Here is a 12945-nt window from a genome sequence, read left to right on the forward strand (position 1 = left end):
CTTCGAAGTCCGAGATAGCCAAGCCGTTTGTCTCCGGGACGCCGCGTTCGTGACGAAGTGTGTCAGCCGCCGCGCCCAGCCCGGGGCACGCGGATCTCGGCCCGCAATCCGCCCTCCGGCCTCGTGGTCAGGATGAGCGTGCCTCCCTCCGCTTCCACGGCCCGCCGCGCGATGGTCAGGCCGAGTCCGGTCCCGCCGGTGTTTCGGTTGCGCGACCCCTCCAGGCGGGTGAAGGGCTCGAAGGCGCAGGCGACGTCGCATGCCGGGATGCCGGGCCCGTCGTCGTCGATGCGCAAGACCAGCGCTGTCTCTTCGGCCGCCAGGGCGATGCGCACCCGCGCGCCGTAGCGCACGCCGTTGTCCACGAGGTTCTCCAGCGCCCGCCGGAAGGCGACTGGGCGCACCGTCGCCAGGGCCCGGCCGGGTCCTCCGTATGCGACCGCCCGGCCGGCATCCGCGGAGGCGTCGGCGACCCCCATCAAAATGCTCGCGACGTTGGTGACCTGCCGCGGCTCCGGGTCGGCGTCGCCCCCCAGGTAGGCCAGCGTCGCGTCGACCATCGCCTGCATGTCGTCGAGGTCGGAGGCCATGGCGCGGCGCCCGGCCGGGTCCTCGACGTGGTCGAGGCGCAGGCGGAGCCGGGTGATGGGCGTTCGCAGGTCGTGGGACACGGCGGCGAGCGCCTGCGTCCGCTCGCCGACCAGCCGGTGGATGCGCTCCTGCATCGCGTTGAGGGCACGGCCGATCCCTCGGGTCTCGTCGGGACCAATCTCGGGAACCCGGACGGGGGCGCCGTGGCCGATCCGTCCGGTGGCCCGGGTCAGCTCCCGCAAGGGGCCGGCGATCCGATGCATCAGGACGACCGCGGCCACCCCGACGAGGATGGCCATGGCGGTGGCGAGCGAGGCCCAGGGCGCGACGGGGACGAGGCTCGGGGCGTGCGCGGACCGGAAGGTCAGCGCGCTCCCGTCCGGAAGCGGGATGATCCCGCGCAGGTCCTGCCGGTGGAGCGGCTCGTCCGGCGCCTCCAGGTTCAGGGCGAGCCCCGCCCCGAGGACCGGTTCGAGGGCGAGGAGGCGGTCGCGCAGGTCCCGGAGCGCGGGATCGGTCGCCCCCGGGGGGCGAGCCGGCGCTGGGGCGTCCCAGCCGATCTCGAAATGGTTCGACGAGAGGGCCTCGGCCTCGTCAGCCCGCTCCTCCGGCGGGCGCCGCGACACGGCCTCGCGCGCGATGACGAGTTGGCGGGCGACCTCGGTGGCGAAGGCCTCGTCGGCGGCGGCCGCCGCCGAGAGGCGGTAGATCGCCAGCGCGCCGCCATGGACGAGGAGCACGGCCAGGAGCAGGACGACGACGGTGCGCCCCTCCAGGCTGCGGGCGAGGCCGAGGACGCCCCTCATGCCCGCTCGACCTTGGCGGCCAGCATGTAGCCGGTGCCCCGCACCGTCTTGATGACGGCGGCCGTCCCCGCGGGCGGTTCGAGCTTGCGCCGCAGCCGGCTGACCAGGGTGTCGACGCTGCGGTCCGACGGCGCGGAGAGGCGCCCGCGGCCCATCTCCAGGATCTGCTCGCGGCCGAGCACCCGGCCCGGGTGTTCCAGGAACACCAGCAGCAGGTCGTGCTCGGCGCCCGACAGGTCGACGGCGGCGCCTTCGGGATCGGTCAGGGCGCGGCTGCGCAGGTCGAGCCGCCAGCCGGCGAAGGCGAGGGATTCCGGCCGCGACGCCGCGCTCGGCACCGGCGCGAGCGCCGACCGGCGGAGCACCGCCCGGATCCGGGCGAGGAGTTCTGGGCGCCCGAACGGCTTGGCGACGTAGTCGTCGGCGCCCAGTTCCAGGCCGAGCACCCGGTCCGCCTCCTCGTTGCGGGCGCTCAGCATGATGACCGGGACGGTGCCCTTCGCCCGCAGGGCCCTGAGCAGGTCGAACCCGGACGCGCCCGGCAGCATGACGTCGAGGAGGACGAGGTCAACCGGCGTGTCGGGCAGGAGCGACCACATCTCGGCGCCGCCGCGGCAGCCCGTGACCCGGAAGCCGCTCTCCCGCAGGATGCGGCCGACGAGCACGCGCATGCCGTCGTCGTCCTCGACGAGCAGGATGTGGGCCTCGTCCGGGAGGGACCTGGTTTCGCCCGCGGCAAGCATTCCGGATACAGCCTAGCCGATCATCCCGTCGAGCAGGAGCAGCAGCAGGAAGCCCGCGAAGAACATCGCCGTCACCCAGGGGCGGTCCTCGGTCTCGTGCGCCTCGATGAGGAGTTCCTCGGTCACGAGGTACAGCAAGGCGATCAGGCCGAAGGAGAGGAAGCCGGCCTGGACGGCGGCGGGCAGCGAGCCGACGGGCCCGCCGAGCAGGGCTCCGAGCGGGAGCAGCAGCACGAGGGCGGCCGTCAGGCCGACCACCTTGCCCTTCGACGCGCCGCCCTCGCCGAGTTCGTTCGCCACGGTTAGTCCCAGGAACAGCACCTCGATGGTCAGCGCGACGGTGAGCAGGATGCCGGCCTTCGCCCCGGCCGCGAAGGCGATGCCGAGGACGAGGCCGTCCACCAGGATGTCGATGCCGGTGACCGACATCAGCCCGGCCGGCCCCTTCACCCGCTTCTCCAGGATACGGACGAGGAGCATCGCGGCGACGCCGAGCGCGCCCCCGACCAGCATGGCCCAGGGCGATCCGGCATGCTTGACGTCGGGCAGGATCTCGCCCGCGGCCGCCGCGAAGACGACGCCCGCGGCGAAGTGCTGGATGGCGCTGACCAGGACGGGGCCCGGCCGCAGGTTGACCGCCACCGCCGCGCCGACGACGGCGGCCGCGGCGGGGATCAGGGTATAGGACCAGGCTTGCATGCCGCGCTCAGACCACGTGGTCCGGAGCCAGGGCGCAGGCGGTGGCCTCGCTCGTCTCCACCTGGAGGGTCGTGTGGCTGATGCCGAACCGCTCCCTGATGCCGGTGGCCGCCGCCATCAGGAAGGCGTCGTCGGGACGGCCGCCGGGCATGAGGAGGTGCGCCGTGAGGCAGGTGTCCGTGGTGCTCATCGCCCAGATGTGCAGGTCGTGCAGGGCCGCGACGCCGGGCAGCCCTTCGAGGTGGCGGCGTACGGCGACCGGGTCGATGCCCGGCGGGACGGCGGCGAGGGACAGCGTAAGACTGTCTCGCAGGAGCCCCCACGTGCTCCAGACGATGACGGCCACGATGGCGAGGCTCACCACCGGATCGAGCCACGTCCATCCGGTGTAGAGGATGACGAGGCCGGCGATGACCACCCCGGCCGAGACGGCGGCGTCGGCCGCCATGTGCAGGAACGCCCCGCGGATGTTGATGTCGCCCTTGGCCCCGGAGGCGAACAGCCACGCGGTGATGCCGTTCACCAGGATGCCGATTGCGGCCACGACCATCACGGTCTTGCCTGCGACCGGGACGGGCTCACCGAACCTCTGGATCGCCTCCCACGCGATGGCGCCGACGGCGACCAGCAGGAACACGGCGTTGAAAAGGGCCGCCAGGATCGACGAGGCCTTCATCCCATAGGTAAACCGCGCGCTCGGGGCCCGCCTGGCCAGCACCGTCGCGATCCAGGCCACGATGAGGCCGAGCACGTCCGAGAGGTTGTGGCCGGCATCGGCGAGCAGGGCCACCGAGTTCGCCAGGACCCCGTAGGTCGCCTCGACGGCCACGAAGCCGACGTTGAGCGCGATGCCGATGGCGAATGCCGTCCCGAAGCTTGCGGGGGCATGGCTGTGCCCTGGCCCATGGGAATGCCCGGCATGGTCGTGACCCGCCTCGCCGTCGTGGTCATGCGATCCGTGATCATCTCCTGCGCGTGCGTCGTGTGATGTCATGGTCGTCCCTGTATCCGTCTTGGTCTGTACGCGGATCGGTGCGCGCCTTATCCGGACGCCGCGGTTCGCGTCGTGACGGCGCCTTCGCGATACTCCGCCCAGGCCTGCCGCAGGATCTGCACCGACGAGGTCAGGAAGATGCCGGCCATCACCGCCGCGACGGCGAGGTCGGGCCAGGCCGACGCGGAACCCCAGACACCGAGCGCAGCCACCATCACCACGACGTTGCCGATGGCGTCGTTGCGCGAGCACAGCCAGACCGAGCGCACGTTGGCGTCGCCGTCCTTGTAGGGGCGCAGCAGCAGTACCGAGCCGAGGTTGGCTGCCAGGGCCATCAGCCCGATGACGCCCATGACCTCGGCCTTGGGCACCCCGAGCACCAGGACGTGGTAGGCAGTCGAGCCAAAGACCCAGACTGCCATCACGCTGAGGGACAGCCCCTTGGCGAGCGCCGCCGTGGCCCGAGCCCTGAGGGACGCTCCGATGACCGCGAGGCTCAGGCCGTAGGTGACCGTGTCGCCCAGGAAGTCGAGGGCGTCGGCCTGGAGCGCCTGCGAGCCGGCAAGGTGCCCGGCGGCCATCTCGGTCAGGAACATGGCGCCGTTGACGGCGATGACCGTCCACAGCACGCGCTTGTAGCGCGGGTCGACCCCGTCGAAGACGGGCACGCCCCCAGAGCAGCCGCAGGCATCCCCCGTGCCGCAATCGCCCCCCGCGACGACCTGCGGCGGCGCCGCCGGATGCGCACGTTCCGCCCTCGATGCCTGACAGCCAACGGTCGAGCCGCAGCACTCCTTGGCCATGACGCCTCCTTTCCAAGTCGTGGACGACTGCCTACTTCCTCCAGCGACTAGAGGAGCAAGCGGAAAAATGGAGCTGTCGATAGGCGAGCTGTCGCGGCGTACCGGCGTGCTCGCCACGACCATCCGCTACTACGAGACGGCCGACTTGATGCCGCCGCCGCCGCGGACGGAAGGCGGCCGCCGCCGCTATGGGCGGGCTGACATCGAGCGCCTGGCCTTCATCCGCCACGCGCGCGAGCTCGGCTTCGAGGTGGACGCCATCCGTGAGTTACTGGCGCTGGCCGCCCAGCCCGACCGCTCCTGCGCCGAGGTCGACAAGATCGCCCGGCGTCACATGGCCGAGGTCGAGCGCCGCATCGAGCGGCTCATGGCCCTGAAGGGCGAGCTCGCCCGCATGACCGACGCGTGCGGCCAAGGCCGGGTCGGCGAGTGCCGTGTCATCGAGGTCCTCTCGGACCATGCCTGCTGCGAGGATGAGGGCCACCGCGCTACCCGGAGCCGGCGTCCCACAAGGCCGGAAGCGAAGCAGGGAGCCCGGCCCCGGAGCGCATCGTCGTCGACATTCGATCAGGAAGACGACATGATATTTCGGGAGGGCCGGGCTCAGCCGTGATTGGGACTTCCGAACATTCGAGGTTTGAAGCAACCGAATGCCAGGACCGCTTCCTGTAACCGCTCTGGTTCGCGGCCGGAGCGGACCGACGGTGGGGGCCTCTGGGTCTACCGAGGATGCAGGCGTCGGATGGGTGCTCCGAAGCTCACTCGGCGGGGTCGATCATATCGAGCACCGGGCATCCAGGAGCCGCCCCACCGGGGCACTGCTCGATGGTTTCGGCCAGGAGACGTTCGAGCCTTGACAGGTCCGCGATCTTCGCACGCACCCGGTCAAGGTGGTGCCTCGCGATCCCCTGTCCCTCGCGGCAGGTTGCCTTACCAGGCCGACGCAGTTCGAGCAGCGCCCGAACCTCGTTCGGCGTGAAGCCAAGTTCGCGTCCGCGACGGATGAAGGCCAGGGTGCGCTCGTGCTCGACGCCGTAGGACCGATGGCCACCCTCGGTGCGCGGGGGCGAAGGGAGTAGGCCGACCTTCTCGAAGTACCGGATGTTCTCGATGTTGACGCCGGTCCGCAGCGACAATTGACCGATGGTCAGGGCCCCGCTTCGCGCCCCCTTAGCCGTACCCATGAAGATCGCCCTTGATCCTGTAGTGGCTACAGGATGCAGGGTAGCCGAGGATCACGATGGATACGAGACATGACCCTCGATCAGACACCGCCTGCCGAACGACCCGTCCACGAACCGGCCGCGGTCAGCGTTGGCAGCATCGCTGCGCTCGGCGCCATCACGGGGCTCGGTGCCCTGGCGGCCTCGTCGTGCTGCGTGCTGCCCATAGTCTTGGGCGGCCTCGGGATCGGTGCTGGGGTCTTCACGGTCCTCGGCGTGCTCGCCTCTCTTCGCACGCCGCTGATGCTCGTCAGCGTCCTGGCGGTCATCGCCGGCTGGTTCTTCTACGCGCGGCGGCGACGGGCTGCTTGCGGGCCGGATGGATCATGCCCAGCTCCGCGTCGGTCATCCGCCCCCCTGGTGCTTCTCAGCCTCGCCACGCTGTTCATCGCCGCCGCTGCGGCCGGGAGCTACTTTGAGCCCGCCCTGATCAAGATGCTGCGGACAGCCTGATGAAGCTGATCTCGATCCTGACCTGTCCGCATTGTGGGCACCGGGCTTCGGAAACGATGCCGACCGACGCCTGCCAGTTCTTCTACGAATGCCCTGGCTGCGGCACTCTGCTCCGCCCGAAGAAGGGCGATTGCTGTGTATTCTGCTCGTACGGCGATGTCCCGTGCCCGCCGATCCAGGAAGCTCAGGAACGAAATGAACCGGCGAGCTGCTGCAAGGGCTGAGCAGCCATACTGTTTAGCTCCATCACGCCCACCCGGTGAGTGGCGCTGCGCCAAAACCGAGGTCGGCTTGCGCAAACCCATCCGAACGCCGTGCGGGTCGCCTGATGCAAAGCGTCCCAGTCTGGCGCGCTAAGGACAAAAACACTGCCGGCGCAGCAGCCAGAAACCTGCCCAGAATCGTAGGATTGTGAACGTGGCGCACGCGCGCCCCATGGCAGCCAGCGGCGGCGCGACTATCGACGGATGCCGCGCGTGCACGAACCGCAGCCTGCGCACCTCGTCCTCGGCGTAAACCCGAAGGCCCGACACCGACCGGGTCGGTGTCGGGATCAGGCCCGTCCGCACGTAGTAGCGGATCATCTTGGGCGAGATCCCGCAGGCGCGTGCCACCTCCCCGATCCTCATCGCCCCACTCCTAGTTCCGTCGAGGCACGTCGGCGCACCCGGATGAGTCTGGACGCCGCGACCGACCCGGCCCCGCGACCGCTTCGCTCGGCTCGAACGCCGGTGTGATCCGGAGCGTGCTCGCATCGCCGCCGGCCGAGCCGCGCCGGACGGCCTTAGGGCACGCGACGTCGCCGTGGCCGGAAGCACCGACGGTGGAGCCCCGAGGGCCGCGGTCGCCTTCGCTACCGGGGGCGGCCGCGCCAGGACCTCGTATGGTGCGGGCCCCGGGAGGCGGAGCGGGGGGAGGCCGCGGTCGGGGAACGGCACAGGTTGGGCGCCCGTCGGCTAGGCCGCCTCCCGTGCCGAAACCGACCTCGTGATGCCTGGCTGAACGGCAGCCGGAAGGTCGACGGCCCGCGTGACCTCGGCGAAGCGCGCCGCCGCGTCCGACCAATCCTGGGCGAAATCGAACAGCTCCCTGAGGGCGGGCGCGATCTCCTTGTAGGCCGCGAGCGCCGCCACCAGGGCGCCGAGCGTGAGGCGGCCTTGCACGACGAGATAGCCGCCGATCAGGAAGAAGAAGAACGGCGTGAGGTTGGACGTGTAATTGTACAGGCTCTTGATGCCGCCCTTCATGTCGTTGATGGCGACGCGGAGCCGCTCAAGCTCCTCGACGTGCGCCATGTGGCGCCGCAACGACGAGGCGGATGCATCGCGCTCCGCCGCGGAAGGGGCGAGGCCCGGACGCCCGGCGACCTCGGGCGTGGTGACGAGGGCGCCCAGCGTCCGCGTGGCGAGGACGCGCTGCCGGACCTTCGCGTTCAGACGCCTTTGGAGGCGCGGCAGGACCGTAAGCTGCACCGGCAGCATGATCAGCGCGGCGAAGGCAAGGGCGACGTCCTGGAGCAGGAGGAAGGCGACGCTCGTGACCAGCACGCCCCCCTGCACGATGGGGACCGCGACGAGGCTGCCGCCGAAGTAGCCGATGGGCTCGACTTCCTGGACCGCCACGGCGGAGAGCGTCGTGCGGCGTTCGACCGAGCGCTCCGTCCGCACGCGCCGCAGGACGGCCAGGCGCAGGCGTCGCACGACCCGCTCGTTGACGCGTCCGCGGACCCGGTTCGCCGCGTACTTCAGGAGGCCGTTCACGGTGAGGACGGCGAGGTAGCCGGCGCACAGCGCGAACAGGAGTTCCGTGCGGCCGAGGGGGAGTCCCAGGAACGTCATGCCGGGATGCCCGTCGCCCCGCGCGTCGTCGAGCGTGTGGTTGACGATGTGCTTGGGTATCTCAAGGGTCAGCCAGGCGGCCGGCAGCGTGGCGAGAGACAGGAAGACCAAGCGGACCTGGATGCCCGCCGTGGCACCCAGGACGTATGCCTCCAGGCGCCGTCCCGGCCGGAGCGCGAAGCCGCGATGCCGACGGCCACGGGACGGGGCGTCCCGCAGGGCATCGGTGGCTCCCGCCGCGGCGACAGCATCCGCCGTCCGCCGACGGCGGCGCAGCGCGGCGCGGCCGACGAGCCACGCGGTCCACACAGGCGCCACGACGAAGACGAGGAGGGCATCGGCGACGATCCACCAGTGGCCGTGTGGGTAGTCGAGGCCCGTGAGCCTGTGGGCGAGGGCGTGGATGGCTTCGATTGCCGTCACGGGGCGGATCGGTCCGAATGTCCGGGAGGGGAGGGCGCGCTTCGCGACCCGGCGTGATTGATGGGCTCAGTCGGCATCCGGCGGCTCCGCCTCTCGTGCGTCCACCTCCGACTGGATGCCGTCCCCTGGGTGAGCGCCGTAGCCCTCGTCCCGCGGCGTGGCGCGCGCGCCGCGACCCACGGCCCCCGCCCGCGGTTCGAATCGGACGGTTCGGAACGTCCCGAAGGCGAACTGGCGTCTCGTGCGGATCGAACAGGGTCTGAAGCCCGCCCGTTCGACCGCCTTGAGGGAGGCGGCGTTGTCGGCGTCGACGAAGGCCACCAAGTGTCCCTTGCCCAGTGACCGGGCGCGTTCGGCGATCAGGTACACGGCGGCGGCCATGACGCCCAGGCCGCGGAAGCCCTTCGGCGTGAAGGCGTTCTCCAGCATGGCCTCGTCGGCTGCCAGAACCGGCAGGGCCCCGGACCGACGGACCGCGTCGCCGTAACCCGGGTCGGTGAGCCACTGGACGTGGCACGGGCGGCCCGACCTGACCTCTTCGAGCACGTAGCAGCGGCTCGGCAGGACGCCGTGCGCGGCGGCACGCAATCGCCACTCGACGTCATCGCGTTCGCGTTTCGCCGCCTCGTCGCCGCCGGAGGGGAAGAGGGCCGCGAGGTCGTCCGGCCGGAAGTCGCGCAATCGCACCGGGATTTTGGCGACCGGCGGTTCGATGGCGACCGACAGGTTCCGCCCAAAACCTATCGAGACCCGCCTGGAGTAGGGGCCCAGGGCGATGCGCCGGGCCACCCTGGCGCGCAGCATCGCCAAGCCATCGCCGAGGGAGCCGTCGCCGCGCGCGTGCGGGTAAGGCTTGAACGTCATGCCGAGCCTCCCTCCATTCGCCGCCGGCGCACCAGGGCGGCCATGCGTCGACGCGCACGGGTGACCGGCGCCTTCCGGCGCACCCAGGGGAGCGGCGGGAGCGCCGCCCATTCGGGCCGCATCAGCCGCCCTCCATGATCCGGGCGGTCCGGATCTCGACGGCCCGGACGCGCGCGACGTGCGCGGCCCAGAACCGGTTCGCGAGGAACATGACGGCCGTCGGCGCCGCGCGGGTTTTCGATGCGGATGTCCGCGGGATGCCGGGACCGGCCGTCGCCGCGACCGCCGCGAGCGGCGACCCCATGGCGGCCAGCCGGTCGTGGGCGCGCCGGCAGTAATCGACGGAGTGCGGCGTCATGCGCTCCTCGCCGTGGCCGGCACGATACTTGGCCAGGGCACGGCAGACATCGCCGCCCGCGAGGCTCCAGGCCCGTGCGAGGTAGGCGACGCCGAAGCGGATGTTCGTGGCAGGGTCGAGAAGTTCCGCGGCCGGCCCGCGATGACCGAGCATCGCCGCCGTGGCCGGCCGGACCTGCATCAACCCGAGTTCGCCGACCGTTCCGACCGCCCCGGCGTCGTAGCCGCTCTCGACGAACGCGACCGCCTCGGCGAGCGCGGGCGGGACCCCGCGTGCCGTCGCCTCCCGCATGAGGAGTTCGCCATAGGCGGTGCGACCGCGGGCCTTGGCGTTCCCGGGGGCCGTGGCCGTCGCGGATGGTCCCGTGGTGCCCTCCGCCGCGGCCGCCCCGGCGCCGGCAACGGCGGCGAGGCCGAGGAGGACGCCCAGGGCGCGAGGTGCCGCCGGGCGTGGGACGTTCCGGCCGTATCCCACTACTTGGCTTTCTGGATGCGGGTGACGGCGATCGAACCGTTCACGCGGTCGGCCGAGAACCGCACCCGCTCGCCGGGCCTCAGGCCCTTGAGCATGGCCGGGTCCTGGACCTTGTAGGCCATCGTCATCGCGTCCATCCCGATGTTCGGGATGGTCTCGTGGTCGAGGGTCACCTTGCCCGCGGCGTCGTCGACCTTCTTGACGGTTCCGGCGACGAGCGGGGCGTTCGACGGCGTCGCCTGCGGAGCCGGCTGCGGGGCCGCCTTCTCCGCGGGGGGCGTTTCCGGCTGACCCTGGGCCGGGTCGCCCTTCGCTCGACGGTCCAACGGTCCCTCGCCCGACGGCGTCTGGTTCGGCTGCGGCCGGTAGCCGGCCTCGCGGCTGCGGACCTGCCACTGCTTCAGGGCGTCGATCTTGGCCTGCTGCTCGTCCTGGATCTTCTGCGCGAGCTCGCGCAGCTGCCGGTCTCCGCCGTAGTCGAGCTGCGTCTTGGCCAGGAACAACGTCTCCTCGTAGCTGGCGATCAGCAGCTCCGCGAAGTCCCGGTCCGGGTCGCCGGTCAGCTTCGTGTCCCGGAAACGGTTCGACATCGTTTCGCGCGCCCGCTCCAGGGCTGCGGGCGCGCCCTTGGCGGGCTGCGCGCCGGCGTGCTGCGGGATCGGGCCGACGAGCGCGGCCGCGAGCGCGGTGGACAGGATCAGGCGTCGCATGGTTGCTCCATCTCAGGGCTCCGAAGCCCTCGCGCGGGACCGGGCGGAAGCCGCACGGGGCTTCCCTCCAGGGCGCTACTTCGTCTTCTGGATCTTCGTGACGGTGTACGCGCCGCCGGCCTCCGCGACGTCGAAATCGACCTTGTCGCCGGCCTTCAGATCCTTGAGCATCGCGGGATCCTTGACGGGGTACGCCATCGTCATCGCATCCATGTCGAGCTTCGGGATCGCCGCGTGGTCGAGCGTGACCTTGCCCGCGGCCGGGTCTACCTTCGTCACCGTCCCCTTCACGGACTGCGCCCATGCAGGCGCCGCGATCGCCAGGAAGGCCGCCGAAAGGACGGCGAGCGGGAACTTGCTTCTCATGGTTTCTTCTCCTCAGGTCGATTGAACCGCCACGCCGGCGCCGTTGAGGGGATCGGCGACCGGCGCGGCGGACTTCGGACGGGATCGCTCCCGTTCCGAACGGGTTCGCCTGCCTCGCTCGTGGCGATTCCGGCAGGCCGTCTGGCGCGTTGTGGGCGTCCGCCTAGTGCTCGTGGCCGCCCGCGTTCGAGGCCGTGCGGCGCGTCCGCGGATCGACGACCCGCAGGTCGGTCTGCCGGGCGCGCCGGGCCTTCGGGGTGTCCGGGGCGCGGGCCGGCTCCGGCATCGGCTCGCCGGTCCACTCGTATGCGAGGGTGCCTTCCGGATGCCTGTACCAACCGGGGTCGCGGTAATCGCCGGCCGCCAGTCCCGGACGGACCTTCAGGACCGTGAACATCCCGCCCATCTCGACCGACCCGAACGGGCCCGCGCCGGTCATCATGGGCAGCGTGTTCTCGGGCAGCGGCATCTCCATCTCGGACATCATGCCACCGCCCGTCGAACCCATCGGCATGTAACCTGGGGCGATCTTCTGGATCTGCTTGGCCGTGCTCTTCAGGTTCACGCCGATGTAGGTCCGCACGTTGTGGCCCATGGCGTTCATGGTGTGGTGCGACTTGTGGCAGTGGATCGCCCAGTCGCCCGGGTTGTCGGCGTTGAACTCGATGGCCCGCATCTGCCCGACCGCGACGTCGACCGACACCTCCGGCAACTGATAGTTTTCGTTGATCCAGCCGCCGTCCGTGCCGGTGACCTTGAAGTCGACGCCGTGGACGTGGATCGGGTGGTTGGTCATGGTCAGGTTGCCGAAGCGCATCCGGACCTTGTCGCCCTGGCGCGCGACCATCGGATCGATGCCCGGCCACACCCGGCTGTTGAAGCACCACATGTTCATGTTGAGCATCGTGTTGACCTTGGGCACATAGGACCCGGCCTCGATGTCGTAGGCGTTCAGCAGCCAGACGAAGTCGCGGTCGACCCGCCGCTCGGCGGGGTCGCGCGGATGCACGACGAAGAAGCCCATCATGCCCATCGCCATCTGGACCATCTCGTCCGAGTGCGGGTGGTACATGAAGGTGCCGGAGCGCCGGAGGATGAACTCGTAGACGAACGTCTTGCCCGGCGGGATGCCGGGTTGGGTCAGGCCGGCGACCCCGTCCATGCCGTTGGGCAGCGTCTGCCCGTGCCAGTGCACGGCGGTCGCCTCCGGCAGGCGGTTGGTGACGAAGATGCGGACCTTGTCGCCCTCGACCGCCTCGATGGTCGGTCCCGGCGACTGGCCGTTGTAGCCCCAGAGCCGCGCGTCCATGCCGGGCGCCATCTCGCGCACGACCGGCTCGGCGATGAGGTGGAACTCCTTCCAGTCGCCGCGCATGCGCCACGGCAGCGTCCAGCCGTTGAGCGTCACCACCGGCTGGTAGTCCGGCCCGCTCGTCGGATAGAGCGGCGGCTGCATGGTCGCCTTGTCCATGATCGGGGCCTCGGGCAGGCCCGCGGCCTGGACGCGCCCGCTGATCATCGACGTGCCGGCGAGCACGAGGCCGCCCGCTCCCAGGATCCCTCTGCGCGAGATGTCGGTCATGGTTTCCCTCCGAATGTC

16 protein-coding genes are annotated in these 12945 nt (G+C 70.9%); 3 read left to right on the top strand and 13 right to left on the bottom strand.

From position 1 onward, the window contains the following. Positions 1 to 62 precede the first annotated feature (62 nt). The 5 genes from GGQ91_RS17950 to GGQ91_RS17970 are packed head-to-tail and all read right to left on the bottom strand — an operon-like array spanning position 63 to position 4636. Positions 63 to 1397, bottom strand: a complete 1335-nt coding sequence (locus GGQ91_RS17950; RefSeq protein ID WP_007563947.1) for an ATP-binding protein — start codon at positions 1395 to 1397, stop codon at positions 63 to 65. Then, positions 1394 to 2140, bottom strand: coding sequence for a response regulator transcription factor (locus tag GGQ91_RS17955; protein ID WP_007563949.1), 747 nt, complete (start codon positions 2138 to 2140; stop codon positions 1394 to 1396). The genes GGQ91_RS17950 and GGQ91_RS17955 overlap by 4 nt, the downstream gene beginning before the upstream one ends. A gap of 12 nt (positions 2141 to 2152) precedes the next feature. Further along, a complete protein-coding gene (locus tag GGQ91_RS17960; RefSeq protein WP_007563950.1) occupies positions 2153 to 2839 on the bottom strand; it encodes a ZIP family metal transporter in 687 nt (228 codons plus the stop codon). A 7-nt stretch (positions 2840 to 2846) separates the two neighbouring features. Beyond that, positions 2847 to 3833 (bottom strand): cation diffusion facilitator family transporter, encoded by a 987-nt coding sequence (locus GGQ91_RS17965; protein WP_132253020.1) that lies wholly within the window; start codon positions 3831 to 3833, stop codon positions 2847 to 2849. Positions 3834 to 3880: 47 nt separating this feature from the next. Then, complete coding sequence (locus GGQ91_RS17970) at positions 3881 to 4636, bottom strand: cation efflux transmembrane domain-containing protein (protein ID WP_050735098.1); 756 nt, start codon at positions 4634 to 4636, stop codon at positions 3881 to 3883. Between the two features lie 67 nt (positions 4637 to 4703). Here GGQ91_RS17970 and GGQ91_RS17975 point away from each other — a divergent pair, with 67 nt between their 5' ends. Beyond that, positions 4704 to 5249 (top strand): MerR family transcriptional regulator, encoded by a 546-nt coding sequence (locus tag GGQ91_RS17975; protein WP_007563954.1) that lies wholly within the window; start codon positions 4704 to 4706, stop codon positions 5247 to 5249. 145 nt (positions 5250 to 5394) lie between these two features. Here the strand turns inward: GGQ91_RS17975 and GGQ91_RS17980 are convergent, their stop codons facing one another. Continuing rightward, positions 5395 to 5820, bottom strand: coding sequence for a MerR family transcriptional regulator (locus GGQ91_RS17980; RefSeq protein WP_007563956.1), 426 nt, complete (start codon positions 5818 to 5820; stop codon positions 5395 to 5397). A 69-nt stretch (positions 5821 to 5889) separates the two neighbouring features. Here GGQ91_RS17980 and GGQ91_RS17985 point away from each other — a divergent pair, with 69 nt between their 5' ends. Both GGQ91_RS17985 and GGQ91_RS17990 read left to right on the top strand, forming a co-directional pair. Then, positions 5890 to 6312: a hypothetical protein gene (locus GGQ91_RS17985; RefSeq protein WP_007563959.1), complete on the top strand. Its 423-nt coding sequence runs from the start codon at positions 5890 to 5892 to the stop codon at positions 6310 to 6312. Continuing rightward, the gene (locus tag GGQ91_RS17990; protein ID WP_007563961.1) at positions 6312 to 6536 is read left to right on the top strand and encodes a GDCCVxC domain-containing (seleno)protein; all 225 of its coding nucleotides are present in this window, start codon (positions 6312 to 6314) and stop codon (positions 6534 to 6536) included. Before GGQ91_RS17985 ends, GGQ91_RS17990 begins: the two co-directional genes overlap by 1 nt. Positions 6537 to 6665: 129 nt before the next feature. Here GGQ91_RS17990 and GGQ91_RS17995 read toward each other — a convergent pair whose 3' ends face one another. From GGQ91_RS17995 to GGQ91_RS18025, 7 genes are all read right to left on the bottom strand, one after another. After that, positions 6666 to 7067, bottom strand: a complete 402-nt coding sequence (locus GGQ91_RS17995) for a MerR family DNA-binding transcriptional regulator (RefSeq protein ID WP_308445189.1) — start codon at positions 7065 to 7067, stop codon at positions 6666 to 6668. A gap of 201 nt (positions 7068 to 7268) precedes the next feature. Next, positions 7269 to 8573, bottom strand: coding sequence for an ABC transporter ATP-binding protein (locus tag GGQ91_RS18000; RefSeq protein WP_007563965.1), 1305 nt, complete (start codon positions 8571 to 8573; stop codon positions 7269 to 7271). Between the two features lie 66 nt (positions 8574 to 8639). Beyond that, positions 8640 to 9437: a GNAT family N-acetyltransferase gene (locus GGQ91_RS18005; protein ID WP_007563967.1), complete on the bottom strand. Its 798-nt coding sequence runs from the start codon at positions 9435 to 9437 to the stop codon at positions 8640 to 8642. A gap of 121 nt (positions 9438 to 9558) precedes the next feature. After that, a complete protein-coding gene (locus GGQ91_RS18010) occupies positions 9559 to 10269 on the bottom strand; it encodes a transglycosylase SLT domain-containing protein (protein WP_007563971.1) in 711 nt (236 codons plus the stop codon). Then, a complete protein-coding gene (locus tag GGQ91_RS18015) occupies positions 10269 to 10979 on the bottom strand; it encodes a copper-binding protein (protein WP_007563973.1) in 711 nt (236 codons plus the stop codon). The genes GGQ91_RS18010 and GGQ91_RS18015 overlap by 1 nt, the downstream gene beginning before the upstream one ends. 75 nt (positions 10980 to 11054) lie before the next feature. Continuing rightward, positions 11055 to 11345: a copper-binding protein gene (locus GGQ91_RS18020; protein WP_007563975.1), complete on the bottom strand. Its 291-nt coding sequence runs from the start codon at positions 11343 to 11345 to the stop codon at positions 11055 to 11057. 163 nt (positions 11346 to 11508) lie between these two features. Further along, the gene (locus tag GGQ91_RS18025) at positions 11509 to 12927 is read right to left on the bottom strand and encodes a multicopper oxidase family protein (RefSeq protein WP_043380886.1); all 1419 of its coding nucleotides are present in this window, start codon (positions 12925 to 12927) and stop codon (positions 11509 to 11511) included. Positions 12928 to 12945: the final 18 nt, after the last annotated feature.

This window comes from Methylobacterium fujisawaense (genome assembly GCF_014138435.1).
GTDB lineage: Bacteria > Pseudomonadota > Alphaproteobacteria > Rhizobiales > Beijerinckiaceae > Methylobacterium > Methylobacterium fujisawaense.